Origin of the sequence: Sphingomonas kyeonggiensis (genome assembly GCF_014196745.1) — a bacterium.
Classification (GTDB): Bacteria; Pseudomonadota; Alphaproteobacteria; order Sphingomonadales; family Sphingomonadaceae; genus Sphingomonas; species Sphingomonas kyeonggiensis.
The window spans coordinates 516,057-540,060 of the sequence record NZ_JACIEH010000003.1; the positions used below are offsets into that span (position 1 = coordinate 516,057).

General features: G+C 67.2%; 24 protein-coding genes. 12 read left to right on the forward strand and 12 right to left on the reverse strand.

Annotated elements, in window-relative coordinates:
• Nucleotides 1-29: 29 nt before the first annotated feature.
• A complete protein-coding gene (locus tag GGR46_RS17630; protein ID WP_183999326.1) occupies nt 30-3,185 on the reverse strand; it encodes an efflux RND transporter permease subunit in 3,156 nt (1,051 codons plus the stop codon).
• A gap of 12 nt (nt 3,186-3,197) precedes the next feature.
• Nucleotides 3,198-4,397, reverse strand: a complete 1,200-nt coding sequence (locus GGR46_RS17635; RefSeq protein WP_184000080.1) for an efflux RND transporter periplasmic adaptor subunit — start codon at nt 4,395-4,397, stop codon at nt 3,198-3,200.
• A gap of 245 nt (nt 4,398-4,642) precedes the next feature.
• Between GGR46_RS17635 and GGR46_RS17640 the strand changes: the two genes are divergently transcribed.
• Nucleotides 4,643-4,903 (forward strand): GlsB/YeaQ/YmgE family stress response membrane protein, encoded by a 261-nt coding sequence (locus GGR46_RS17640; RefSeq protein WP_183999327.1) that lies wholly within the window; start codon nt 4,643-4,645, stop codon nt 4,901-4,903.
• Nucleotides 4,904-4,983: 80 nt separating this feature from the next.
• Nucleotides 4,984-5,703 carry an SIMPL domain-containing protein gene (locus tag GGR46_RS17645; RefSeq protein ID WP_183999328.1) on the forward strand — a complete coding sequence of 240 codons (720 nt, stop codon included), beginning with the start codon at nt 4,984-4,986 and terminating at the stop codon, nt 5,701-5,703.
• Between the two features lie 65 nt (nt 5,704-5,768).
• Here the strand turns inward: GGR46_RS17645 and GGR46_RS17650 are convergent, their stop codons facing one another.
• The 3 genes from GGR46_RS17650 to GGR46_RS17660 all read right to left on the reverse strand — a co-directional run bounded on the left by GGR46_RS17650 (nt 5,769) and on the right by GGR46_RS17660 (nt 6,841).
• Complete coding sequence (locus GGR46_RS17650; protein ID WP_183999329.1) at nt 5,769-6,026, reverse strand: GlsB/YeaQ/YmgE family stress response membrane protein; 258 nt, start codon at nt 6,024-6,026, stop codon at nt 5,769-5,771.
• A 182-nt stretch (nt 6,027-6,208) separates the two neighbouring features.
• A complete protein-coding gene (gene sciP, locus GGR46_RS17655) occupies nt 6,209-6,508 on the reverse strand; it encodes a CtrA inhibitor SciP (RefSeq protein WP_183999330.1) in 300 nt (99 codons plus the stop codon).
• Nucleotides 6,509-6,613: 105 nt separating this feature from the next.
• On the reverse strand, nt 6,614-6,841 hold the full coding sequence (locus GGR46_RS17660; protein ID WP_343058228.1) for a hypothetical protein: 228 nt from the start codon (nt 6,839-6,841) through the stop codon (nt 6,614-6,616).
• A 157-nt stretch (nt 6,842-6,998) separates the two neighbouring features.
• Between GGR46_RS17660 and mnmA the strand changes: the two genes are divergently transcribed.
• Together mnmA and GGR46_RS17670 are read left to right on the forward strand one after the other, a co-directional pair.
• Nucleotides 6,999-8,108, forward strand: coding sequence for a tRNA 2-thiouridine(34) synthase MnmA (gene mnmA, locus GGR46_RS17665; RefSeq protein WP_184000082.1), 1,110 nt, complete (start codon nt 6,999-7,001; stop codon nt 8,106-8,108).
• Nucleotides 8,109-8,454: 346 nt separating this feature from the next.
• The gene (locus GGR46_RS17670) at nt 8,455-8,928 is read left to right on the forward strand and encodes a nuclear transport factor 2 family protein (RefSeq protein ID WP_183999331.1); all 474 of its coding nucleotides are present in this window, start codon (nt 8,455-8,457) and stop codon (nt 8,926-8,928) included.
• Between the two features lie 150 nt (nt 8,929-9,078).
• Here the strand turns inward: GGR46_RS17670 and GGR46_RS17675 are convergent, their stop codons facing one another.
• Genes GGR46_RS17675 through pdxH form a run of 3 tightly spaced genes read right to left on the reverse strand, consistent with a single transcriptional unit; the run spans nt 9,079 to nt 11,353 of the window.
• Nucleotides 9,079-9,870, reverse strand: a complete 792-nt coding sequence (locus tag GGR46_RS17675; RefSeq protein ID WP_183999332.1) for a PhzF family phenazine biosynthesis isomerase — start codon at nt 9,868-9,870, stop codon at nt 9,079-9,081.
• Entirely contained in the window at nt 9,867-10,778 is a 912-nt protein-coding gene (locus GGR46_RS17680; RefSeq protein ID WP_183999333.1) for a cation diffusion facilitator family transporter, read from the reverse strand. The genes GGR46_RS17675 and GGR46_RS17680 overlap by 4 nt, the downstream gene beginning before the upstream one ends.
• Nucleotides 10,775-11,353, reverse strand: a complete 579-nt coding sequence (gene pdxH / locus GGR46_RS17685; RefSeq protein WP_183999334.1) for a pyridoxamine 5'-phosphate oxidase — start codon at nt 11,351-11,353, stop codon at nt 10,775-10,777. The genes GGR46_RS17680 and pdxH overlap by 4 nt, the downstream gene beginning before the upstream one ends.
• A gap of 84 nt (nt 11,354-11,437) precedes the next feature.
• Here pdxH and ku point away from each other — a divergent pair, with 84 nt between their 5' ends.
• Together ku and ligD are read left to right on the forward strand one after the other, a co-directional pair.
• Nucleotides 11,438-12,295, forward strand: coding sequence for a non-homologous end joining protein Ku (gene ku / locus GGR46_RS17690; protein ID WP_183999335.1), 858 nt, complete (start codon nt 11,438-11,440; stop codon nt 12,293-12,295).
• A 7-nt stretch (nt 12,296-12,302) separates the two neighbouring features.
• A complete protein-coding gene (ligD, locus tag GGR46_RS17695) occupies nt 12,303-14,777 on the forward strand; it encodes a DNA ligase D (protein ID WP_183999336.1) in 2,475 nt (824 codons plus the stop codon).
• Here ligD and GGR46_RS17700 read toward each other — a convergent pair.
• The 4 genes from GGR46_RS17700 to GGR46_RS17715 all read right to left on the reverse strand — a co-directional run bounded on the left by GGR46_RS17700 (nt 14,756) and on the right by GGR46_RS17715 (nt 17,549).
• Complete coding sequence (locus GGR46_RS17700) at nt 14,756-15,898, reverse strand: acyltransferase family protein (RefSeq protein ID WP_183999337.1); 1,143 nt, start codon at nt 15,896-15,898, stop codon at nt 14,756-14,758. The genes ligD and GGR46_RS17700 overlap by 22 nt on opposite strands.
• A gap of 66 nt (nt 15,899-15,964) precedes the next feature.
• Nucleotides 15,965-16,366 carry a hypothetical protein gene (locus tag GGR46_RS17705; protein ID WP_183999338.1) on the reverse strand — a complete coding sequence of 134 codons (402 nt, stop codon included), beginning with the start codon at nt 16,364-16,366 and terminating at the stop codon, nt 15,965-15,967.
• Complete coding sequence (locus tag GGR46_RS17710; RefSeq protein ID WP_183999339.1) at nt 16,363-16,659, reverse strand: autorepressor SdpR family transcription factor; 297 nt, start codon at nt 16,657-16,659, stop codon at nt 16,363-16,365. Before GGR46_RS17710 ends, GGR46_RS17705 begins: the two co-directional genes overlap by 4 nt.
• Before the next feature lie 119 nt (nt 16,660-16,778).
• Nucleotides 16,779-17,549 (reverse strand): alpha/beta fold hydrolase, encoded by a 771-nt coding sequence (locus tag GGR46_RS17715; protein WP_183999340.1) that lies wholly within the window; start codon nt 17,547-17,549, stop codon nt 16,779-16,781.
• Nucleotides 17,550-17,777: 228 nt separating this feature from the next.
• Between GGR46_RS17715 and GGR46_RS17720 the strand changes: the two genes are divergently transcribed.
• From GGR46_RS17720 to GGR46_RS17745, 6 genes are all read left to right on the forward strand, one after another.
• A complete protein-coding gene (locus GGR46_RS17720; protein ID WP_183999341.1) occupies nt 17,778-19,943 on the forward strand; it encodes a TonB-dependent siderophore receptor in 2,166 nt (721 codons plus the stop codon).
• Nucleotides 19,944-19,957: 14 nt separating this feature from the next.
• On the forward strand, nt 19,958-20,584 hold the full coding sequence (locus GGR46_RS17725) for a DUF4198 domain-containing protein (protein WP_183999342.1): 627 nt from the start codon (nt 19,958-19,960) through the stop codon (nt 20,582-20,584).
• 106 nt (nt 20,585-20,690) lie between these two features.
• Nucleotides 20,691-21,647: a DnaJ C-terminal domain-containing protein gene (locus tag GGR46_RS17730; protein ID WP_183999343.1), complete on the forward strand. Its 957-nt coding sequence runs from the start codon at nt 20,691-20,693 to the stop codon at nt 21,645-21,647.
• Between the two features lie 111 nt (nt 21,648-21,758).
• On the forward strand, nt 21,759-22,595 hold the full coding sequence (locus GGR46_RS17735; protein WP_343058229.1) for a YihY/virulence factor BrkB family protein: 837 nt from the start codon (nt 21,759-21,761) through the stop codon (nt 22,593-22,595).
• A 6-nt stretch (nt 22,596-22,601) separates the two neighbouring features.
• A complete protein-coding gene (gene fabI / locus GGR46_RS17740) occupies nt 22,602-23,405 on the forward strand; it encodes an enoyl-ACP reductase FabI (protein ID WP_343058230.1) in 804 nt (267 codons plus the stop codon).
• Between the two features lie 10 nt (nt 23,406-23,415).
• Nucleotides 23,416-23,943 carry a GNAT family N-acetyltransferase gene (locus GGR46_RS17745; protein ID WP_183999345.1) on the forward strand — a complete coding sequence of 176 codons (528 nt, stop codon included), beginning with the start codon at nt 23,416-23,418 and terminating at the stop codon, nt 23,941-23,943.
• Nucleotides 23,944-24,004 lie beyond the last annotated feature (61 nt).

A 24,004-nucleotide genomic window follows, 5' to 3' on the forward strand; every position in this document is an offset into this window, starting at 1 on the left:
ACTCCCCAATACATCAGACGGGATCAAGTTCACTCCGCGGGCTGCGGCGAATCGTCCCCGGGCTTGTGTTCGATCGTGCCGCCGCCATGGCCCTGGCCGATCACGCGGCTGCCATCGTCGCCCGGCTTGAAGGTGAGCAGGCGGCGCGACAGCTTCGGTCCGAGCCACTGCTCGAGGCCGACGGCGAGGCTGAACAGCGCGGGCACCATCACCAGCGTCAGCACGGTCGACAGGATCAGGCCGCCGATCACGGTGATGCCCATCGGCGCGCGCCACGAGCTGTCGCCGCTGATCGAGAGCGCGGTCGGGACCATGCCCGCGACCATCGCCACCGTGGTCATCACGATCGGCTGCGCGCGCTTGTGCCCGGCGTCGACGATCGCGGTGAACTTGTCGACGCCCTTGGCCATCTCCTCCAGCGCGAAGTCGACGAGCAGGATCGAGTTCTTGGCGACGATGCCGAACAGCATCAGCGCGCCGATCAGCACCGGCATCGAGATCGGCTGGCCGGCGATCCACAGGGCGAGCAGGCCACCCAGCGGCGCGTTGAGCAGCGAGCCCATGTTGACCAGCGGCGACATGAAGCGGCGATAGAGCAGCACCAGCACCGCGAAGACCAGGAACACGCCCGACATCAGCGCGATGACGAAGTTCTTGACCATCTCCGCCTGCCACTTGGCGTTGCCGACGGTCATCTCCGCCACGCCGATCGGCAGGTTCTTCATGATCGGCAGCTCGTGGATCTTCTGGAGCGCCACGCCCGACACCACGGCCTTGCCCGTCTTGGGATCGGTCGCGAGATCGGCACCCACCACGACGCGGCGCTGCAGGTTCAGGCGCTCGATCTTGGTCGGGCCGGTGCCGAAGGCGATGTCCGCCACGGTGCCGAGCTGGACCGAACCGCCATTCTGCGTCTGCACCGGCAGGTTCTTGATCGTGTCGAGCCGGGCGCGGGCATCTTCCTGCAGCGCGACGCGGATCGGGATCTGGCGATCGGACAGCGAGAATTTCGCGCTGTTCTGGTCGATGTCACCCAAAGTCGCGATGCGGATCGCGTTCGACAGCGCCGCGGTGGTCACGCCGAGATTGGCGGCCAGGTCGAGGCGCGGCTTGATCACGATCTCCGGCCGGTTGAGGTCGCCGGCGATGCGCGGGGCCACCACCTCGGGAAGCTTCGACATCTGCTCGACCAGCGTCAGCGCCGTCTTGGTGAGCAGCTCGGGATCCTCGCCGCCCAGCGTGATCGTCAGCGCACGGCCGCTCGAGCCCCAGCCGCCCTGGGCACGGAAGCCCACGCGGGCATCGGCGAACTTGAGCAGGTCCGGCGCGAGGCGGCGGGTGAACTCGTCGCTCGTCTCGGTGCGCTTGTCCTTGAGCTTGACCAGCACGCGGCCGTTGCCGACGCCGGCACGCTCGTAGAGGCTCTCGACGTTCGGCTCGTTCTTCAGCCGCTCGGCGACCTGATGGACGACGCGGTCGGTCTGTTCGAGCGTGGTGCCGGGCACCATCTCGACCGTCGCGGTCACCTGATCCTCGTCCTGGGTCGGCTGGAAGGTCATCGGCAGGACGAAGAACATCGCCACCGTGATCACGAGCGACAGGAAGAAGCCGAGAATGGCCGACCAGCGATGGTGCAGCGTCCAGCGCAGCAGCTTCACATAGGCGTCCATGATCCGGCCCTCGCCATGCGAGGCGTGGCCGTGCGCCTTGAGGAAATAGGCCGCGATCATCGGCGTGACGAGACGGGCCACGGCAAGGCTCATCAGCACCGAGGCGACGACGGTGAGGCCGAAATTCTTGAAGAACTGACCGGAGATGCCCGGCATCAGGCCAACCGGCAGGAACACCGCGACGATCGACATGGTGGTGGCGAGCACCGCGATGCCGATCTCGTCGGCCGCGTCGATCGCCGCCTGATAGGCGGATTTGCCCATGCGCATGTGGCGCACGATGTTCTCGATCTCCACGATCGCGTCATCGACCAGCACGCCGGCCACCAGGCTGAGCGCGAGCAGCGTCATCTGGTTCAGCGTGAAGCCCAGCAGGTCCATGAACCAGAAGGCCGGGATCGACGAGAGTGGAATGGCGAGCGCCGAGATGATCGTCGCGCGCCAGTCGCGCAGGAAGATGAACACCACGATGACGGCGAGGATCGCGCCCTCGATCATCGCTTCCATCGCCGAATCATATTGCTGCTCGGCGTATTTGCTCCAGTTCGAGAGCAGCTCGAAATGGACCTTGTCGTTGTTCTTCTCGAGCTGCTTCAGCTTCTTGTCGGCTTCGTGGAAGATCGTGACGTCCGACGCGCCCTTGGCACGCTGGATGTCGAACGAGATCACGGCGTTGCCGTTGAAGCGCGCGGTGCTGCGCAGCTCGGCATAGCTGTCGGTCACGGTCGCCATGTCGGCAAGGCGCACGGTACGGCCATTGCCGACCGAGATCTGGGTCTGGCCCAGCGCATAGGCGTCCTTGGCGTTGCCGAGAACGCGGACCGACTGCTCATAGCCGGAAATCTCGGCGCGGCCGCCGGCCGCGTTCATGTTCACCTGACGCAGCTGCTGGTTCACCTGGCTGGCGGTGAGGCCATAGGATTGCAGTCGGGCCGGATCGAGCTGGACGCGGATCTCGCGGCTGACGCCGCCATTGCGGTTCACCGCGGCCATGCCCTCGATCGAGAGCAGGCTCTTGGCGACGGTGTTGTCGATGTACCAGCTGAGCTGCTCGACGGTCATGTCGGGCGCGATCGCGGTGAAGCTGGCGATGTCGTTGTCGCTGGCCGAATCGACGCGGCCGATCTGCGGCTCGAGGATGCCGTCGGGCAGGTTGCCGCGGATCTGCTGGACGGCGCTGCGCACGTCCTCCACCGCGCGGTCGATCGGGGTGCCGATCGCCAGCTGGACGACGGTCTGCGACTGGCCCTCGGTCACCGTCGAGTTGATCTCGTCGATGCCCTGCAGGCTGCGCACGGCGCTTTCCACCTGCTGGGTGATCTGCGTCTCAAGTTCGCTGGGCGCCGCGCCCGGCTGGCTGATCGCGATCCAGACGATCGGGAAATCGATGTCCGGATTGTTGTTCACGTCCATCCGCGAGAAGCTGACCAGCCCCGCCACGGTGAGGAACAGGAACAGGACGATCGGCGGAATCGGATTCCGGATCGACCAGGCCGAAATGTTCCGGAAGCTCATGGCGCGCGTCCCTTACTGCTTCTTGAGGAGCTGGGGGATGACCTTCTGCCCCGGGTTCAGGAAGGCGCCGGCGGTCATCACGACACGCTCGCTGCCGGTCAGGCCGCTCGCGATCGAGACGCCCGCATCGGTCACCTCGCCCGTGACGACGGGGGTGCGGACAGCCTTGTCCTGGGCGTCCAGTGTATAGACGTAATTGCCCTGCGCGTCGCTCTGAATCGCCGACTGGGGCAGGATCACGGCATTGCTGGAACCGGTGATGATCTGCGCGCTGGCGAAGCCGCCGGGGCGCAGCGCCGGATTATAGGCGAGCTGGATGCGGGCGATGCCCTGGCGGGTGTTCGGATCGATCACCGGCGAGACCTGCCACACCGTGCCGCTGAACACCTGGGTGCTGCCGGTCGGCGTCACCTGCGCGGTCGAGCCGGGCCGGGTGCGCAGCAGATCGGCTTCGGCGAGCTGCGCGCGCAGCTCCATCTGGCCGCCCATCGCCATGCGGAACAGCACGCCCGAGCCGCCGCTGACGATCTGGCCCGGCTCGACCTGGCGGGTGAGCACCAGGCCCGCTTCCGGCGCGCGGATGTCGAGGCGGTGGTTGCGTGCCTGGGTTTCGGCGAGCTGGGCGCGGGCGACGCGGACACGGGCCGAAGCCTGGTCGCGGGCCGCGGTCAGCCGGTCGATATCGGCCTTGGAGACGAAGCCGTTCGAGACGAGGCTCTGCGCACGGTCCAGATTGGCCTGGGCGAGCTTGGCATCGGCTTCGGCGACGCGCACCGAGGCGGCGAGCGAATCGGCGGTCTGCACCTGGACCGAGCGATCGACGGTGGCGAGGACCTGGCCCTTGGCGACCCAGGTGCCCGGCTCGACCAGCACGCGGGTGACAAGCCCGCCTTCGCCGACCACGCCGACCGGCATCTCGCGCTTGGCGGCGAGGCTGCCGGTGCCGCTGATCACGGTCTGGACCGACTGGCGGCCGGGGACCGAGACCGTCACGGTCGGGATCTGCGACGGATTGCCCTTGCCCGCGGACTTGGCGGCGGCGGCGCCCTTGGTCGCCCCACCGTCCTGCTTGCCGACCATGAAGAAGGCGGCGACGGCGATCAGGGCCACCACGACCAGGGTGATCCAAAGCCAACGCCGCGACTTCGGCGCGTCTTCACCCGTATACTCCAGCCGCTCCTGTCGTCCGAACATCCCTGCCTCGTAATTCATGTGCGACATTCCGATCCGGCCGAAATGGCCGCTGCCCCCAAGTTGATCGCACTGTATTAGATGAATAAGGCACCGGCCACAAGGCCGTTTCGCGTGGGCCGGGCAAATGCCCGTTTCGGCCATTTTCCGCAAGTATCCGGAATGTTCGCGAACCGTTTCCGACAAGAAACAGTTGCAATAGAGTCGCACCGGCGCGAGTTTCCCGCGCGGTCCGGGGGAGACGGGCCGAATCGAGGAGGGATTCAATGCCGCACGGTATTATTGGGTGGCTGCTCATTGGCCTCGTTGCCGGTGCGCTGGGTAAGCTGATCATGCCGGGCAAGGATCCCGGCGGCATCATCGTGACGATCCTGATCGGCATCGCCGGCGCGCTGCTCGCTTTCTATCTCACGCCGATGCTCGGCCTCGAGGTGCGCGACAGTACCTGGCAGGCCTATGCCGCCGCCACGGCCGGCTCGGTGGTGCTGCTGGCACTCTATCGGCTGGTGATGGCCCGCCGGATCTGAATTCGCGAATTCCGTTCAGCTTGCATTTGTCCTGCGTGCGGCAAGCCGTGCGCAGGACAAGTCATTCTAGGAGCGTATCGATGATTCGTGTTGCCATTGCCGCCTCTGCCGTTCTGCTGACCACGGTGGCGCTGCCCGCCGCCGCGCAGCAGGAGGCGCGCCCGGTGCTGCTCGACGGCACCGTGCTGGACGTGAGCGCGACCGGCGTCAGCACGCGGGTGCCCGATCTGGCGGTGATCCAGGCGGGGGTCGTGACCCAGGCCGGCACCGCCGCCGAGGCGATGCAGCAGAACGCCGCGCAGATGACGCGCGTGCTGGCGGCGTTGCGCAAGGCGGGGATTGCCGAGCGCGATATCCAGACCGCGACGATCAACCTCTCGCCGCAATATCGCTACGCCCAGAACGAGCCGCCGGTGATCACCGGCTACCAGGCGTCGAACCAGGTCTCGGTCCGTTTCCGCGACGTGGCCAAGAGCGGCACGATCCTCGACACCCTGGTCCGCGAGGGCGCCAACAACATCTCCGGCCCCAACCTGACGGTCGACAAGCCCGAAGGCGCACTCGACGAGGCGCGGGTGGATGCGGTGAAGAAGGCGCGGGCGCGGGCCGAGCTCTATGCCCGGGCGGCCGGCCTCAAGGTCGATCGCATCCTGGCGATCGCCGAGGGAGGCGCGCTGCCGCATCCGCCGATGCCGGTGGTGATGATGCGCGCTGCGGCGGCGCCTGAGGCCGATACGATGGTTTCGGCCGGCGAGCAGGAGCTCAACGTGTCGATCACCGTCCGCTTCCTGCTCAAATAAGCGGCACGCACAATGAAAAGGGGCCGTCCCTTGCGGGGCGGCCCCTTTTGCGTGGGTCGTTCAGGTCAGCGCAGCGAGCCGCGGCGGACCAGATTGACCAGGGCGAGCAGGATGATCGCGCCGACCAGCGACACCAGGAAGGTGGTCGGGGTGATCACGCCGCTGTTGATGTTGCCACCGCCGAACAGCCAGCCGCCGATAAAGGCGCCGACGATGCCGACGATCACGTTCAGGAAGATGCCCTGCTGGGCATCGGTGCGCATCACAATGCTGGCGAGCCAGCCGACGACACCGCCGATGACCAGCCAAACGATAAGACTCACCATAAGTCCCTCCGTTGTTTCAGGCCCGCGGACCGGGCGACGGAAGGAAAATGAGCGGGCGGTCATGTTGGTTCCGTACCGATATTTTGCACGGAAACGGGAACTTTTCCCGACGACACCAAAGAAAACGGCCCGCCCCGGGGTGCCGGGGACGGGCCGATATTGCTCCTTGAGGGAGGAGTTCAGAACTTCTGCTGGCGCTCGTAGAGCGAGCGATAGTGCTGGATGCGCGTGACGCGCAGCCCCGGCATGCCCGAGCGGTCGATCGCGCGCTGCCAGCCGGCGAATTCCTCGACGGTGAGGCCATAGCGCTCGCACACCTCGTCGACGCTGAGCAGCCCGCCATTGACGGCGGCCACCACTTCGGCCTTGCGGCGCACGACCCAGCGGGTCGTCTCGGGCGGCGGAAGCGTCTCGAGCGTAAGCGGCTCACCGAGCGGGCCAATCACTTTCGCGGGACGGATCTTCTGGTTCTCAATCATCTACTCGCCTTTCGGGGCGGGGGGCCCCCGCTACGCAAACTCAACGACCAATCGATATTCGGCGGACCTTGAACATCGACTAAAACGCCTCGGTAAACAGACCCTTCATTCTTCCCGTCGACGGGCCAGAGCGAGTGCCGCGGCGCGATGAAACGCTCCGTGCACCGGCGCGAGCAGCTGCTCGACCGGCGCGGCCAGTGCCAGCCGCGCCTGCGCGCGCGCCGTGGGACTCGCTGCCTGGCGTGCCGCCACGCCGACCAGCAGCACCGCCAGCTCGGTCGGCATGGCGGTGATCGCCACGTCGCGTTCCAGTCTGGCAAAACTCAGGTCCACGCTCTCTTACCCATCCGACAGGTTGAACTCGGATGTGCCTTTCTACCCAAAAGTCTTGAAGGGTCCGTAAAGCAGGTGAAAACGCGAACTTAACCAGCATTACCGGAATCAAACCGGGGTGGCGCGGGGAACTACGAGTGCCTAAATGCGCGCGATCATGATCGCAGGAGACTTCCAGCTCGAAGCGCCGCTCAAGGCGCGCCGCATCGTCGTCGCCATGTCGGGCGGGGTCGATTCCTCGGTCGTCGCCGCGCTCGCCGCCGCCACCGGCGCCGAGACGATCGGGGTGACGCTGCAGCTCTACGACCATGGCGAGGCGGTGGGCCGCGCCGGCTCGTGCTGCGCCGGCCGCGACATCCGCGACGCCCGCGCCGTCTGCGACAGGCTGGGCATCGCGCATTACGTCTTCGACCATGCCTCCAGCTTCAAGAGCGAAGTGATCGACGATTTCGCCGACGAATATCTGGCCGGCCGCACGCCGATCCCCTGCGTGAAGTGCAACATGGGGCCGAAATTCACCGACCTGTTCGCGCTTGCCCGCGACCTGGGCGCCGATTGCCTGGCGACCGGCCATTATGTGCAGCGGGTGATGGGGCGGCAGGGCGCCGAGCTGCACCGCGCGCACGATCCGGCGCGCGACCAGAGCTATTTCCTGTTCGCCACGACCAGCGCGCAGCTCGATTTCCTGCGCTTCCCGCTGGGCGGCATGCCCAAGCCGCAGGTGCGCGAACTCGCCGCCGAGCTGGGACTGGGCGTCGCCGGCAAGCCCGACAGCCAGGACATCTGCTTCGTCCCCGACGGCGATTATGCCAGCCTGGTCAAGAAGCTGCGCCCCGAGGCGGAGACGAGGGGCGCGATCGTCGACGAATCGGGCAAGGTGCTGGGCCAGCATCGCGGCCTGATCCACTTCACCGTCGGCCAGCGCCGCGGGCTCGAGATCGGCGGCGCGCCCGAGCCCTATTATGTCCTGCGGCTCGATCCCGAGACCAAGCAGGTCGTGGTCGGCCCCAAGCGCGCGCTCGCGGTGCGCGCGGCGCGGATCGAGGGGATCAACTGGCTGGGCGGCGATCATGCCGGCCCGATCACCGCGAAGGTGCGCAGCCTCGCCAAGCCGGTGCCGGCGCGGCTGGACGGCGACCGGGTGGTGTTCGAGACGCCCGAATATGGCGTGGCGCCGGGCCAGGCCGCGGTGCTCTATGCCGGCGAGCGCGTGCTGGGCGGCGGCTGGATCGCCGAGACCGAGCGGGCGGAGCTGCTGCCGGCCTGATTCGGGGCGCCGGGCACGGCGCGGAAGTTTACGAAGTTCATGCCACGTCGCCCCGGTTTCGCCCTTTCCGGTTGGTGCCGGCGCGCCGGCGCGAACGGCGCGGAAAGTCACAAAAGTCTCGACATCCACGCGCGCGGGAGTCCCGCCTCGTACGCCGGGCCAATGCGCGGCGAGGCATGGCTGCGTGCAAAGGGGATCGGAGGAAGCGGGCTGATGCTGCATCCACCAGCATAGATCAGACGAAATCCTACATTGCCAGTGCCGATCGGATCGGGGTGACGCGGCCCGGCATTGCGTCGATGCTCCCTATGTGTATTGTGTAAGTAACACACATAGGGAGCCGTTCATGTTTCTGGCCGCCGCATTCTCGATTGCCCTGCTCCAGTCCGCGCCCGATCCCGCCCTGCTCGCCGAAGTGAAGGCCGCCGACACGGCCTTGTTCGAGACCTTCTTCGAGCGCTGCGAGCCGGCGCGCATGACGGCGATGGTGACCCCCGATTTCGAGATGTACCACGACAAGGGCGGCGTGGTGGCGACCAGCGGCGCGGGGTTCGTCGGCATCTATGCCAAGGAATGCGAGCGGCGAAAGGCGCCCGATGCCTGGCGCAGCCGCCGCGCCCTGCTGCCCGAGATGCTGCACGTCGATCCGGTGCCCGGCTATGGCGCGATCGAGGAAGGCGACCATGTCTTCTACGAGCGCAAGGGCGACGGCCCCGAGAAGCTCGTCGGCAAGGCGCATTTCGTCCATCTGTGGAAGAAGACGCCGGACGGCTGGCAGGCGGCGCGCATCCTCAGCTATGCGCATCAGGCGGTGGAGTGATTAAACTCCTTCTCCCCTTGTGGGAGAAGGAAGGGGCCCGCTCGCGCAGCGAGTGGGAAGGATGAGGGGGACTGAGTCCCACTCCCCCTCACCCTTCCGCTGACTAAAGTCGGCTCCCTCCCTCTCCCACAAGGGGAGAGGGAGAATCGATTACAGCGCGAACTCCCCGACGATCACCGTCACGCACTTGCCGCCCAGAATCACGCGGTCGCCGGCGAGACCGCAGGCGATGTGGCCGCCGCGCTTCGAGGCCTGGAAGGCGCTGAACGTGTCGTGGCCGAGGCGCTTCGCCCAATAGGGCGTCAGCACCGAATGGGCCGAGCCGGTGACCGGATCCTCGTCGATCCCGGCGGCGGGCGCGAAGACGCGGCTGATCACGTCGGTGCCCTGGCCCGGCGCGGTGACGATGTTGAGCGTGTGGCCGATCGCGGCGAGCGCCTTGAAATCGGGGCGTAGCGCCAGCACCGCCTCGGCGCTTTCCAGCACGGTCAGGTCGTATCCGTTCGGATGGCGCAGCGTCTCGGCCAGGCCGACGCCGAGCGCATCGAGCAGCCCGGGCACTTCGGCGGGCTCTGGCGGATAGGAAGGCAATGCCATCGCATAGCCGTCTCCGTCGCGGCGCACCTCGAGGATGCCGGCCTTGCGGGTGCGGAAGGTGACGCGGTCACGCGCCGGGTCGGCCGAGAGGACGAAATGCCCGCTCGCCAGCGTGGCATGGCCGCACAGCGCGACCTCGACCGCGGGCGTGAACCAGCGCAGCTCGAAATCCGCCTCGCCGCTCGCATCCGGGAGTAGGAAGGCGGTTTCGGAGAGATTGTTCTCCTCGGCGATCTGCTGGAGCAGCGCGTCGTCCAGCCACGCTTCGAGCGGGATCACCGCCGCCGGATTGCCGGTGAAGGGACGGTCGGCAAAGGCGTCGATCTGGGCGAATGGCAGCTTCACTCGGGGTCCTTCAGCAGATTGGCTTCGATCATCGGGTTCTGCGGCTCGTCGACATGGCCGTCGGGATCGACATGGATCAGGATCTCGGTGCCGGGAAAAGCGTCACCCAGTTCCTTCTCCAGCGCCTCGACCACGTCGTGTGCCTGCTGGATCGTCATCGCCGGGTTCATCGCGATGTGGAACTGGACGAAGTCATTGTTGCCGCTGCTTCGCGTGCGCAGGTCGTGCAGGCTCTTGAGCGCGGGATTGCGCGCGGCGACCTCGACGAATGCGCGGCGCTTCTCCTCGGGCCATTCCTTGTCCATCAGCTGGTCGATCGCCGCTTCGCTGGCGCGCCACGCGCCGAAGAGGAGCCAGAAGGCGATGGCGATGCCGGACACCGGATCGGCACCGCGCAGGCCCCAGGCATCGAGCGCGAGCGCGGCGATCACCGCGGCGTTGAGCATCAGGTCCGAGGTGTAGTGGATCCGGTCGGCGCCGATCGCGACCGAGCCGGTCTTGGCGATGACATGTGCCTGGTAGCGGGTGAGCGCGAGCGTCACGACGATCGCGATCATGCTCACCGCGATGCCCGATTCGGGCGAGGCGGAGATGTCGCCGCCGCGCAGCCGCTCGATCGCGCGGACCAGGATGGCGAGCGCCGAAACGGCGATCACCACGACCTGGAACAGTGCCGCGAGCGCCTCGGCCTTGCCGTGCCCGAAGCGGTGATTCTCGTCGGCCGGCTGCGACGCCCAATGCACGCCGCCAAGCGTCACCAGCGAGGCGAACAGGTCGAGGACCGAATCGGCCAGGCTGGCGAGCACCGCGACCGATCCGGTCGTCCAGGCCGCCCAGGCCTTGAGCAGGCCGAGCAGGATCGCGGAGCAGACGCTGGCGAGCGCGGCGCGCCGGGCGAGGTTGATCACGGGTACAGCAGGCCTTCGCTCCAGCCCTGGCCGGTGCGGGTGAACAGCCGGCGCTCGTGCAGCCGGTGGGCGCGATCCTGCCAGAACTCGATGCGGCCGGGGGTGACGCGGTAGCCGCCCCAGTGCGGCGGACGGGGCACGTCCTGGCCCTCGAAGTGGGCCTTCGCTTCCTCGAAGCGGGCCTCGAAGGTCTCACGGCTGTCGAGCGGGCGGGACTGGTCCGATGCCCAGGCGCCGAGCTGCGAATCGCGGGCACGCGTCGCGAAATAGGCGTCGCTCTCGGCGTCGGTGGCCAGGGTGACGCTGCCCTCGATGCGGATCTGGCGGCGGAGCGACTTCCAGTGGAAGAGCAGGGCGACCTTCGCCCCTTCGTGCAGGTCCTGCGCCTTGCGGCTCTCGCGGTTGGTGTAGAAGACGAAGCCATCGGGGCCATGGCCCTTGAGCAGCACCATCCGGGCGGAGGGCTGGCCTTCGACACTCACCGTGGCGAGCGTCATCGCGTTGGAGTCGTTGGGTTCGGTTTCGCGCGCTTCGCGGTACCAGCTGTCGAACAGGGCGAACGGATCGGTGCTCATGGGTGCGCCCTAGCCTATCCTTCGGGATGGTGGAACGACTCTCGGATTCGCGCTTTGAATCGGCTTCGCAACGAGGAGAGCGAGATGGCGGCGCGCGCCTATTGGCAGGGACAGATACGGCTGGCGCTCGTGTCGATCCCGGTCGAGATCTACACCGCGACCAAATCGGGCGCGCAGATCAGCTTCCACCAGATCCACGAGCCTAGCGGCCAGCGCATCAAGTACGAGAAGGTCGCGCCGGGCGTGGGGCCGGTCGAGCCGGACGAGATCGTCAAGGGCTATGAGGTCGAGAAGGGCGAATATGTCCTGCTCGAACAGGATGAGATCGACGCGGTGAAGCTCGAATCGAAGAAGACGCTCGAGCTCACCCAGTTCGTCGACATGGACGAGATCGACGTGCTCTATTTCGAGCGGCCCTATTTCGTGGTGCCGGCGGACGACCTGGCCGAGGAAGCGTTCATCGTGCTGCGCGAGGCCCTCAAGAGGACGCGCAAGGTCGGGCTGGGCCAGCTGGCGATGCGCGGGCGGGAATATGTGGTGAGCCTGAAGCCGTGCGGGCGCGGCATGGTGCTGGAGACGCTGCGCTATGCCGACGAGGTCAACAAGGCCCAGGGCTATTTCCGCGACATCCCCGACGCCGCGCCCGATCCCGAGCTGCTCGGGCTGGCGGAGAGCCTGATCGAGAAGAAGGTCGCCAAGTTCGATCCCAAGGGGTTCCACGATCGCTATGTCGATGCGCTGCACGACCTGATCGAGCGGAAGAAGAAGGCCAAGGGCAGGAAGATCATCGAGGACAAGGATGACGGCAAGGAAAGCCGCGGCGCGAACGTGGTCGACCTGATGGCGGCGCTCAAGAAGTCGCTGGAAAAGCCCGAGGCGAAGGCGAGCCGGGCGGTGAAGACCAAGCTGGCGGCCAAGGCACCGGCGAAGAAGCGGGCGTGATGGATTGATGGCCAAGTCCCCCGATCCGCTCGAGAAGTACAATGCCAAGCGCGACTTCGCGAAGACCGCGGAGCCGGCCGGCAAGGTCGCCCCCGGCAAGGGCCATCGCTTCATGGTGCAGAAGCACGACGCGACGCGGCTCCACTGGGATTTCCGGCTGGAGATCGACGGGGTGCTCAAGAGCTGGGCGGTGACACGCGGGCCGAGCCTCGATCCGGACGAGAAGCGCCTGGCGGTGCGTACCGAGGATCATCCGCTCTCCTACGCCGATTTCGAAGGCACGATCCCCAAGGGCCAATATGGCGGCGGCACGGTGATGCTGTGGGACGATGGCAGCTGGGCGCCGATCGAAGGCAAGAGCGCGAAGGACCTGGAGAAGGGGCACCTCCATTTCACTCTCGATGGCGAGCGGATGAAGGGCGAGTGGCTGCTGATCCGGCTGAAGCCGCGGGGCAGGGAGAAGAACGAGAACTGGCTGCTGCGCAAGATCGACGATCAATATGCCGGCGCGACCGACGCGCTGGTCGAGACCGCGCTGACCAGCGTGAAGACCGGGCGGACGATGCAGGAGATCGCGGAGGGGGTGAAGCCGGCCTCCAAACCGTCATCCCGGCGGAAGCCGGGATCTCAGGCGGCTCGCGCCACTGCGCGAGACCCCGGCGTTCGCCGGGGTGACGGGAAAAATCCGGAGTTCCGAAAGCCCCAGCTCGCCACGCTGGTCGATACGGTGCCCACCGGCAACCAGTGGCTGCACGAAGTGAAGTATGACGGCTACCGCGCGCTGCTCAGCCTGGGTGCGGGCGGGCCGAAGATCTATACCCGCACCGGGCTCGACTGGACCGATCGCTTCCCGGGCATCGCCGAAGCCGCCGCGAACCTGCCCGGCCCGGCGCTGATCGACGGCGAGATCGTCGCGTTCAAGGACGGGAAGCCCGATTTCTCGACGCTGCAGGACGCACTTTCCGGCGGCGGCGAGGGGCTGACGATGTTCGCCTTCGACCTGCTCGAAGCGGATGGCGAGGACCTGTCGAAGCTGCCCCAGCTCGCCCGCAAGGAACGGCTGCGCGCGCTTCTCGACGGCGTCGATGCGCGAATCCAGTTCTCCGAGCATGTGCTGGGCGCCGGAGAGAAGCTGTTCGAGACGATGTGCCGCGAAGGCTATGAGGGCGTGGTCTCGAAGCGCGCCGATGCGCCCTATCGCGGGACGCGGACCAGGGCCTGGCTCAAGACCAAGTGCATCCGCCGCCAGGAGTTCGTGATCCTCGGCTGGTCGCCCTCCAGCGCCAAGGGACGGGGCTTCAAATCGCTGCTGCTCGGGCTCAACGGGCCAGAGGGGCTGGTCTATGCCGGCAGGGTCGGCACCGGGTTCAGCATGGAGACGCTGCAGGACCTGCGCGAGCGGTTCGACAAGATCGCCGCGAAACAGCCCGCCGCCGAGGTGCCCCGGGCCGAGGCGCGGGGCGCGCACTGGGTTAAGCCCCAGCTGGTCGCCGAGGTGGCGTTCAGCGAGTTCACCGCCGACAATGTCGTGCGCCATGCCAGCTTCCTCGGCCTGCGCGAGGACAAGCAGGCGAGGGAGGTGGTCGCCGAGAAGCCGGTCGCGGCGCCCGAACCGGCCCAGTCGGCGATCAGGATCAGCAGCCGCGAGCGGGTGATCTTCCCCGGCGACGACCTGACCAAGGGCGACCTGGCCGACTATTATCTCGCCGTCGCGCCGATCGCGCTGCCCTGGCTCGCCAACCGGCCGATCAGCCTGGTGCGCTGCCCCCAGGGCCGCGCCCGCGCCTGCTTCTTCCAGAAGCACGATGCCGGGTCGTTCGGCGAGCAGGTCCACCATGTCGACGTCCGCGAGAAGGACGGGTCGCTCGAGCCCTATCTCTACATCGACGATGCCGACGGGATCATGGCCTGCGTCCAGATGGGCACGATCGAGTTCCATGGCTGGGGCAGCCTGGTCGCCGATATCGAGAAGCCCGACCGGCTGGTGTTCGACCTCGATCCCGACGAGGGGCTCGATTTCGAGGCGGTGAAGAAGGCCGCTGCCGACCTGAAGGACCATCTCGCCGATATCGGGCTGACCAGTTGGCCGCTGCTGTCGGGCGGCAAGGGCGTGCATGTCGTGGTGCCGCTGGCGCCCCGAGCCGAATGGCCCGAGGCGAGGAGCTTCTGCGAGCGCTTCGCCCGCGCGCTATCGGAGGCCGAGCCCGAGCGGTTCACTGCCAACCTCAAAAAGGCGAGCCGCAAGGGCAAGATCTTCATCGACTATCTGCGCAACCAGCGCGGATCCACGGCGGTGCTGCCCTATGTCGCCCGCGCCCGCGAAGGCGCGCCGGTGGCGGCGCCGGTCACCTGGACCGAGCTGCGCGACATCGACAGCCCCAGGCATTTCACCATCCGCGACGCCGCCGCGCTGCTCGAACGTGCCACCAGCCGCGCGCTGCAGGGCTGGGGCGTGGCCGATCAGACCTTGCCCGACGTCTGATCCCGGCGCAGCCAGGCGCCGAGGCGCGCGCGGATCGGCAGGTCCCACCAGGCATAGGCGGCCCAGGCGACCAGCAGCAGGAACGGCACCAGCGCCGTGCCGATCGCGAGCAGCTCGGCCTGTGACGCCTTGCCGCCCGCGACGAAGTTCATCCAGACATAGAGGAAGGGGAAATGGGTGATGTAGATCGGGTAGGAGATGCGCCCGCTCGCCTTGCACAGCCAGAGCATGCCGCGGCCGGGCTCGGAATGGCGCCCGGCGACCAGGATCGCGGGGAACAGCAGGATGACGACCGCGGCCTCGTAAATCCCGTTGAGCTTCACCCCGCCGACCACCGGCATCGTCGGCGCGGCGATCGCGGCGAGCATCGCCAGTGATAGCGGCAGCCAGCCGAGCCGGATATTCGGCAGCCGATCGCGCACCCGGTACAGCCACAGCCCGGTGAGGAACGGGAAGAACAGCCGCACCGGCGCCATCCAGAAGGTCTCCCAATAGGAGCCCTGGTCGAGCGTGCCCGCCATCGCTGCGCCGACCGCCAGCACCGCGCCGCTCAGCACGGCTAGCACCGCGAGCCAGCGGGTGCGCAACCGGCGCAGGACCAGCGCATAGGCGAGGTTGCCGACATATTCCTGGAAGAGCGTCCAGATCGGCCCGTTCAGCGGATGGGTGTCGGTCCAGCGATTGGGCAGCGACCAGCTGGGCAGCGCGAACAGGCACAGCGCGAAGGCGCCGAGCACCGAGGAAAGCGGGACCGCCTGGGCCCGGCCGGCAAAGGGATCGAGCAGATAGCTCGCCAGCCCGAGCAGCGCGCCGAGGATCACCAGCGGGTGCAGCCGGACCAGCCGCAGTGCGAGGAAGCGGCCGGTGCCCATCCGCCCCCAGCGATCGTCATAGGCATAGCCGATCACGAAGCCGGACAGCGCGAAGAAGAAATCGACCGCGAGCGGGGCGTGGTGGAGCACCACCTTGGCGCCGTCCCACATCACGGTGATGCCCTGGATGTGGAAGATCACCACGATCAGCGCCGCGGTGCCGCGCAGGCCGTCCAGGACCTCGAAATGCTCCTTGCCGGTGGTCGTCCGGTCGGGCGCCGTCGCCTGCGTCCCTGCGATTTCCGTCACTGGCCTCTCCGCCCTGTTTGCGCGGCGTGGTGTCGGGCCCGGGCGGAAACCGCAAGCCCGAACCGGTCAGGCGGTCAGGTCGGCGCGGCCCCATTTGCAGCGCAGGATGCGGTAGACGGTGTAGAGGAACGCCAGCCCGAGCGCGCCGAGCGAGAGCGGCTGGGCGATGGCCTCGGGTGCGGCCAGCCACAGCAGGGCATAGGTCACCCCGGCCAGCGTCATCACCAGCCCGGCGCTGCGCAGGGCGGCCTGCATGCGGCGCTCGGCGGCGAACGAGGCGCGCGGCGCGGCGAGCGTCTTGGGGACGAGATTGCCGCACAAGGCGACGATCACGCCATTGGCCACCATCATCGCGCGCGTGCCGACGCTGCCGTCGAGCGTGCCGGCATGGACCAGCTCGCGCAGCACCAGCGTTGCGACCAGGATGAACAGGGCGGCGGCGATCGAAGTGGCGATACCGATCTTCATGTGGACGATCCTTCCCGAGGGGCGGGCGCGGTGCCGCCGATACCGAACAACTGACCGAAGCTGAGCAGCGCATCCTCCAGCACCGAGAGCTGGAGGCGATAGACGACCGACTTGCCGTCCTTGTGGGTGGCGACCAGCCCGGCTTCCCTGAGTATGGTGAAATGCGCGGACATGGTCGGGCGCGAAACCGGGAACCGGTCGCTCAGTTCGCCCGCAGTCATCGGGCCCTGGCGCAGCAGCTCGAGCACCTTGCGGCGCGTGGGGTCTGCTAGGGCTTTGAAGACGGCGTTCATGGTGATGATATTTAGCTAAATGTCTAAATGAGTCAAGCGGGCTCGGAGGAGGGCTTCCCTTTTCCATCGTCATCCCCGCTTTCGCGGGGATGACGGAACCGGTTCAGATGCTCTCGGCCTTAGGCCTGCCCCGCCGCATCCAGGATCAGCCGTGCGATCTCGTGGGGGTGTGAAATCATCGAGACATGGCTCGATTTGAGCTCGATCGTGGTCGCACCCATCCGCTTCGCCATGAAGCGCTCGAGATCGGGGTTGATCGTCCGGTCCTCGGTCGAGACCGCGTACCAGCTCGGCTTGCTGCGCCAGGCGGCGTTGGTCACGCGGCCGGTGAGCAGCGGCTTGTGGAAGGGCTGTTGCACCGCGAACAGCGCCCGCGCCTTGCGCACCGGCAGGTCGCCGGCGAAATCGCGCAGGAAGGCCGCTTCGCTCAGCCGCCCCTCGTCGCCGTCGAAGACGATGCCTGCCGTCGCCGGTGGCGTCGGATATTTCGTGGCGAGCGCGGCATAATCCTCGCCCGCATCGGGCGCGCGGGCCGCGACATAGACCAGCGACGACACCTTGGGGTGCATGCCCGCCTCGGTGACGATCATGCCCGAGAAGCTGTGGCCGACGAGCACGGTCGGGCCGTCCTGCCGATCGAGCACGCGGGTCGCCTCGGCCACCGCATCGGGCAGGGTGGTGAGCGGGTTCTGCACCGAGGTGACGTTGAGCCCGTGGTCCTGGAGCAGGGGGATCACTTCGGACCAGCAGGAGCCGTCGGCGAACAGGCCATGGACCAGCACGATGTTGCGGGTCTTCGGCCCGGCCGGGCGGGCGAGGGCCGTGGGGGACAGTGCGACGGCCAGCGAGGCGAGCGCGGCACGGGAAAAGCTGCGACGGTCGAGCGACATGACGCATCTCCGGATCGGATGACGGGATGCTGGCGACTATGCACCGGGGATCGCCCCGGCCCAATCATCCAAGGGTTTCCCCGTCACGACCCGGCTTGCGTGCCGGGCAATCCCCAGATGCACGCTTCTTAGTTGCAACTCATTCTCAATAGATTTAAGGCCCGCGCAAGCGACCTGCAGCGCCGCGCATCAATCCGCTCGAACCATCGGGGGTCTCCCATAGTGACGTTGAAGCTTTCTCTCCGCCTGGGCGTGGCACTTGCCGCGCTCGCCGCCACGCCCGCCTTCGCCCAGACCGAGGGTGCGCAGAAGCCGGAGGGCGAGGAGATCGTCGTCAGTGGTCGCTATACCATCCCGGACAAGATCGACACGGCGACGGGCCTGGGCCTCACGGTGCGCGAGACGCCGCAGTCGGTGAGTATCGTCACCGCGCAGCGCATCCTCGACCAGAATCTGATCAGCGTCGCCGATGTCATCAACAATGGCGTGGGCGTGTCGGTCAATGAAGTCGACGATGTCCGCAACACCTTCTTCGCCCGCGGCTTCGAGATCCGCAACACCCAGGTGGACGGCGTGCCGGCAGCCTGGACGCTGGCCGGCGGCAATGGCGAGACCAGCATCGACGTGTCGATCTATGAGCGCGTCGAGATCGTGCGCGGCGCGACGGGCCTGCTCTCCGGCGCGGGCGATCCCTCGGCCTCGGTCAACCTCGTCCGCAAGCATGCCGATGCCAGGGACTGGGGCGGTTACGTCAACGCCAGCGCCGGCAGCTGGGATACCTATCGGGTCTCAGCCGATGTCGGCGGCGCGCTCACCTCCGACGGCCGGGTCCGCGTCCGTGCGGTCGGCCGCTACGAGAACGGCAAGAACTTCACCGACCTGCTGCACACCAAGAAGTACGTGCTCTACGGCGTGGTCGACGCGGATGTGACGGACACGACGCTGGTCCGTGCCGGCATCAGCTATCAGGACACCAAGCCGAAGGGCGCGACCTGGGGTGCGCTGCCGACCTTCTACAGCGACGGATCGGTCACCACCGACCTGAAGCGCTCGCAGACCACGGCGGCCGACTGGACCTATTGGAACTCCACCAACCGGAACATCTTCGGCACGATCCGCCAGGAGATCGGCGATCGCTGGAGCGTGACGGTCAACTACAACCAGCTGCGCAACACCGGCGATACCCAGCTGCTCTATCTGTACGGCACCGCCGACCGGGCGACCGGCACGATCCAGAGCAGCAACCCCTACAAGTCGAAGGGCGTGAGCGAGCAGGAGAGCTTCGACGGGCAGATCAAGGGCAGCGTCAAGCTGTTCGGCCGCGACCACGAAGTCGTGCTCGGCGCGCTGCACAGCGTGCTCAACCGCTACACCGACAATTTCGTGGCGCCCTATACGGAGAACAATCCGGCCTGGGGCACCGGGCTGAATTCCTGGGCATCGAACGTGCCGGTCCTCGGCCGCGAGGGCGCGGCGTTCCCCGAGCCGGTGTTCGGCACCACCGCGGTGCGCAACGAGCAGGAGCGGATCGAGCAGACCGGCTATTACGGCGCGGTCCGCCTCAACATCGCCGATCCGCTGAAGATCATTGCGGGCGGCCGCCTCGCCAGCTGGCACCAGCGCGGCTTCGCCTGGAGCGGGGCGAGCGACTATGGCGCGAGCGACGAGTTCATCCCCTATGTCGGCGCGCTGCTCGACATCACGCCGAACCACCGGCTCTATGCGAGCTACACCCGGATCTTCCAGCCGCAGAACCTGCGCACCCGCACGCTCGATCTGATCGCGCCGCTCGACGGCAAGGCCTATGAGGTCGGCCTGAAGAGCGCCTTCTTCAACGACGCGCTGCAGACCTCGGTCGCGCTGTTCCGCATCGAGCAGGACAATGTCGGCCAGCCCGACATCATGGTCGTGCCGCCGGGCGGCGGCCTGCCCCAGCAGACCTATGTCGCGGCGCAGGGCGTGACGAGCAAGGGCTTCGAGATCGAGGCGACGGGCAAGCTGCTGCCCGGCTGGAACATCAATTTCGGCTATAGCCAGTTCAAGGCCGAGGACCGCGACGGGGTGGCGGCGAACACCGATCAGCCGCGGCGCCTGCTCAAGCTGTTCACCACCTACACGGTCGATCGCCTGACCTTCGGTGGCGGCGTCAATTATCGCAGCGAGGCCTTCACCATCGCGCCGAACCCGGTCACCGCCGCACCGTTCCGCTTCGAGCAGGGCGGCTTCGCGCTGGTCAACCTGATGGCCCGCTATGCGCTGAGCGACGCCCTGTCGTTCCAGGCCAATGTCGAGAACCTGCTCGACAAGACCTATTACAGCCAGATGGGCACGTTCAGCCAGTATCGCTACGGCGCGCCGCGCAACTTCACGGTGAGCGCCAGCTATCGCTTCTGAGAGGAGAGAGATCGATGAAGACGCTTCTGCTTGCCGCCGCCGCGATGCTGATCGCCGCGCCGGTCGCCGCGCACGAGATCTGGGTGGAGCATGACGGCAAGGGACCGGCGCGCATCTATCTGGGCGAGCCGCACGAGGCGGTGCCGGCCAATGGCGACCCCGAATTCCCCAAGCTGCAGAAGCCGCAGCTGGTCGGCGCGACGGCCATACTGACTCGCCGCGCCAACCATATCGAGGCGGCGATCCCGGGCGCCGGCGACGTGCGCGTGCGCGACGATGCGGTGTTCGAGCCCTGGCAGTCGGGCGACGCGAAGCAGGGCGCGATCTTCTACGCCCGCGCCGGCCGTAGCGAGACCAGCCACAAGCTCGACCTGGAGCTGGTGCCGGTGGCGGCGAACGCGGACAAGTTCACCCTGTTCTTCCGCGGCCAGCCGCTGGCCGATGCCAAGGTCACGATCATCACGCCCGATCGCTGGCAAAAGGCCTTCGCCACCGATGCCCAGGGCCGGATCGACGCGCCGCAGCTCGGCAAGGGGCGCTATCTGCTCAGCGCCTCGCACACCGAAACCGCGCCGGCGAAGCTGGGCGGGCAGGACGTGGCGAGCGTGATGCACATCTCGACGCTGACCTTCGTGCGCTGAGCGCCCTTCCCTTTCCGCTGTGCAGGGGCCGGAACCGCGAGTTTGTGCCGGACCCTTGCGTTAGCGGGCGGACGCGCCGAAATACGGCGCGTCCAAAGGGGTTTTGATGGCTGCTGATCCGTATTCCGTTCTGAACGTTGCGCGTGGCGCGAGCGAGGCCGACATCAAGAAGGCCTATCGCAAGCTCGCCAAGGAGCTGCATCCCGACCGCAACCAGGACAATCCCAAGGCGGCGGAGAAGTTCAGCCAGGTCACCCAGGCCTATGACCTGCTGACCGACAAGGACAAGCGCGCCCGCTTCGACCGCGGCGAGATCGACGGCGAGGGCAACCCGACCAATCCGTTCGGCGGCTTCAGCCCCGGCGGGATGGGTGGCATGGGCGGCGGCCAGGGCGGCTTCCGCGCCGATTTCGGCGGCGGTGACGGCGGCGGCTTCGGCGACATCTTTGAAGGGCTGTTCGGTGGCATGGGCGGCCGGCGCGGCGCAGGCGGCGGTGGTGGCTTTTCGGGCGGCTTCGGCGATTTCGGCCGGCGCGGCGCGGCCAAGGGCGCCAATGTCCCCTATCGTCTGGCCGTGAGCTTCGAGGATGCAGCGAAGCTGGCGCCCCAGCGCGTCACGCTGCGCGACGGCAAGACGATCGACCTCAAGCTGCCCGCCGGTGTCGAGACCGGCACCCAGATGCGCCTGGCCGGCAAGGGCGAGGAAGGCCCGGGCGGCCCCGGCGACGCGATCGTGACGATCGAGATCCAGCCGCACCGCTTCTTCGAGCGCAGCGGCGACGACATCCGCCTCGAGCTGCCGGTGACGCTCTCGGAAGCCGTGCTCGGCGCCGAAATACGCGTGCCGACGCCGGACGGCGCGGTGATGCTCAAGGTTCCCAAGGGCTCCTCGTCCGGAAAGACCCTGCGCCTCAAGGGCCGCGGCTTCCACAAGAAGCCGAGTGGGCGGGGCGACCTGCTCGTCACGCTGATGGTCGATCTGCCGGTCGACGACGATGCGCTGATCGAGTTCGCCAAGGGCTGGAACGACAAGGGGAACCCGCGTGGCCGCATGGGCGTCTAACGCTTTGTGACGACAGGGGAAGATACGGGCGCCGCGGAAGCGAGGCCGGGGCTTGGCTCCCGCATTCTCGGCCTGCTTGCCCGGATCGGCCTCGGCCCCCGATTCTGGCACGTGGTCAAGCGGGTGGTGGTCGGCACCTTCCAGGACGGCTTCACCTATGCCGGCAACCTTGCCTATCTGAGCCTGGTCACCCTGTTCCCCTTCTTCATCGTCGCTGCCGCGATCGCCCAGCTGTTCGGCCGCAGCTCGGAGGGGATCCACACGCTGGAGGCGTTCCTCCGCACCGTGCCGCCCGATGTCGCGACGCTGCTGCGCAAGCCGGTGTCGGACGTGCTGATGGCGCGGACCGGCAATCTGCTGTGGTTCGGCGCGATCGTCGGCCTGTGGACCGTGGCCGGCTTCATCGAGACGATTCGCGGCATCCTGCGCCAGGCGTACGGCGTCCGCTCGAACACGCCGTTCTGGCAATATCGGCTGGGCGCGATCGGGATGATCATCGCCTCGGTGATCATCACCATGGCGGCATTCAGCTTCCAGGTGATCCTGACCGGCGTCGAGCAGTTTCTCTACAACATCTTCCCCTGGGCATCCGAGGCGCAGCGCATCGTCTCGCTCAGCAAGATCGCGCCGGCGGTGGCGCTGTTCGGCGCGCTCTACATCCTGTTCTACTCGCTGACTCCCAGTCGCTACCGGAAGAGCAAATGCCCGAAATGGCCCGGCGCGCTGTTCACCGCGGCGTGGTGGCTGCTGGTTACCGCCCTGTTGCCCAAAATCCTCGGTACGCTGGGAAATTACGATCTGACCTATGGAAGCCTTGCAGGCGTGATGATCGCACTGATCTTCTTCTTCCTCGTCGGCCTCGGTCTGGTAGTCGGCGCCGAGTTGAATGCGGCTCTGGCGGAAACGCCCGAAACGAGTCTAGAGGAACCGGGTAAGAATGGAGAATAGCGCGTCGTGACCGGATTGATGCAGGGCAAGCGTGGGCTGATCATGGGCCTCGCCAATGACAAGAGCCTCGCCTGGGGCATCGCGAAGAAGCTCGCCGAACAGGGTGCCGAGCTGGCATTCAGCTATCAGGGCGACGCGTTGCTCAAGCGCGTGAAGCCGCTGGCCGACCAGCTGGGCTCGGACACGCTGATCGATTGCGACGTGGCCGACATGGACGCGCTCGATGTCGCGTTCGACACGCTCAAGGCCAAATGGCCGACGATCGACTTCCTCGTCCACGCCATCGGCTTCTCGGACAAGTCGCAGCTGCGCGGGAAGTTCTACGACACCACGCTCGACAATTTCCTGATGACGATGAACATCTCGGCCTACAGCCTGGTTGCCGTCGCCAAGCGTGCGCGCGAGATGATGCCGAACGGCGGTTCGATCCTCACGCTCACCTATTACGGTGCCGAGAAGGTGATCCCGCACTATAACGTGATGGGCGTCGCCAAGGCCGCACTGGAGACCAGCGTGAAGTATCTCGCGGTCGACATGGGCCCGGAGAACATCCGCGTGAATGCGATCTCGGCCGGCCCGATCCAGACCCTCGCGGCCCGGGGCATCGGCGACTTCAACTACATCCTCAAGTGGAACGAGCTGAACTCGCCGCTCCGCCGCACCGTGACGATCGAGGATGTCGGCGGTGCCGGGCTCTACATGCTCTCGGACCTGTCGTCGGGCGTCACCGGCGAGATCCACCATGTCGATTCGGGCTATAACGTGATCGGCATGAAGGCCGAGGACGCGCCGGACATCGCGCTTTCCTGAGGTTCCTGGCGTGAGCATCGTGGTGCGCCCGGCCAATGGCGGGGATGTTGCGGCAATCGACGCGCTGCTGCGCCGGTCCTTTCCGGCGGAGGACGAAGCGCGGCTGGTCCAGCGGCTGTGCATCGATGGCGACATGGTGCTGACCCTGGTCGCGGACGACGAGGAGACCGGCGCGCTCGCCGGGATGATCGCGTTCAGCCGGATGGACGTCACGATCGCCGACAAGGCGATTGCCGCGGTCGCGCTCGCGCCGCTGGCGGTGGACAAGGCCTGGCGCCAGCAGGGCGTCGGCGAGGCGCTGGTCCAGGCCGGGATCGCCCAGCTGGGCGCGGCGGGCGCGATGCTCGCCTTCGTGCTCGGCGAGCCCGGCTATTATGAGCGCTTCGGCTTCGCGGCGGAATGGGCGCAGGGATTTGCCTCGCCCTATGCCGGCGAATATCTGATGGCGCTGCCGCTCCAGGGTGGCGCGATGCCGTGCGGGATGCGCGGCGCCGCGACGCACGCACCGGCGTTCGCCGCGCTCGGCCAGGATGGCTGACCGCCGCCGTGTCTCCGGCTTTGGCGGACTGGTGATGCTTCTTTCTTCCAAATCGCGGCGA

Excerpts from the sequence above, each read along its gene's own strand:
- GGR46_RS17630 (WP_183999326.1), bottom strand. The coding sequence starts at position 3,185 with ATGAGCTTCCGGAACATTTCGGCCTGGTCGATCCGGAATCCGATTCCG.
- GGR46_RS17635 (WP_184000080.1), bottom strand. The coding sequence starts at position 4,397 with ATGAATTACGAGGCAGGGATGTTCGGACGACAGGAGCGGCTGGAGTAT.
- GGR46_RS17640 (WP_183999327.1), top strand. The coding sequence starts at position 4,643 with ATGCCGCACGGTATTATTGGGTGGCTGCTCATTGGCCTCGTTGCCGGT.
- GGR46_RS17645 (WP_183999328.1), top strand. The coding sequence starts at position 4,984 with ATGATTCGTGTTGCCATTGCCGCCTCTGCCGTTCTGCTGACCACGGTG.
- sciP (WP_183999330.1), bottom strand. The coding sequence starts at position 6,508 with ATGATTGAGAACCAGAAGATCCGTCCCGCGAAAGTGATTGGCCCGCTC.
- mnmA (WP_184000082.1), top strand. The coding sequence starts at position 6,999 with ATGATCGCAGGAGACTTCCAGCTCGAAGCGCCGCTCAAGGCGCGCCGC.
- GGR46_RS17670 (WP_183999331.1), top strand. The coding sequence starts at position 8,455 with ATGTTTCTGGCCGCCGCATTCTCGATTGCCCTGCTCCAGTCCGCGCCC.
- pdxH (WP_183999334.1), bottom strand. The coding sequence starts at position 11,353 with ATGAGCACCGATCCGTTCGCCCTGTTCGACAGCTGGTACCGCGAAGCG.
- ku (WP_183999335.1), top strand. The coding sequence starts at position 11,438 with ATGGCGGCGCGCGCCTATTGGCAGGGACAGATACGGCTGGCGCTCGTG.
- ligD (WP_183999336.1), top strand. The coding sequence starts at position 12,303 with ATGGCCAAGTCCCCCGATCCGCTCGAGAAGTACAATGCCAAGCGCGAC.
- GGR46_RS17705 (WP_183999338.1), bottom strand. The coding sequence starts at position 16,366 with ATGAAGATCGGTATCGCCACTTCGATCGCCGCCGCCCTGTTCATCCTG.
- GGR46_RS17710 (WP_183999339.1), bottom strand. The coding sequence starts at position 16,659 with ATGAACGCCGTCTTCAAAGCCCTAGCAGACCCCACGCGCCGCAAGGTG.
- GGR46_RS17715 (WP_183999340.1), bottom strand. The coding sequence starts at position 17,549 with ATGTCGCTCGACCGTCGCAGCTTTTCCCGTGCCGCGCTCGCCTCGCTG.
- GGR46_RS17725 (WP_183999342.1), top strand. The coding sequence starts at position 19,958 with ATGAAGACGCTTCTGCTTGCCGCCGCCGCGATGCTGATCGCCGCGCCG.
- GGR46_RS17730 (WP_183999343.1), top strand. The coding sequence starts at position 20,691 with ATGGCTGCTGATCCGTATTCCGTTCTGAACGTTGCGCGTGGCGCGAGC.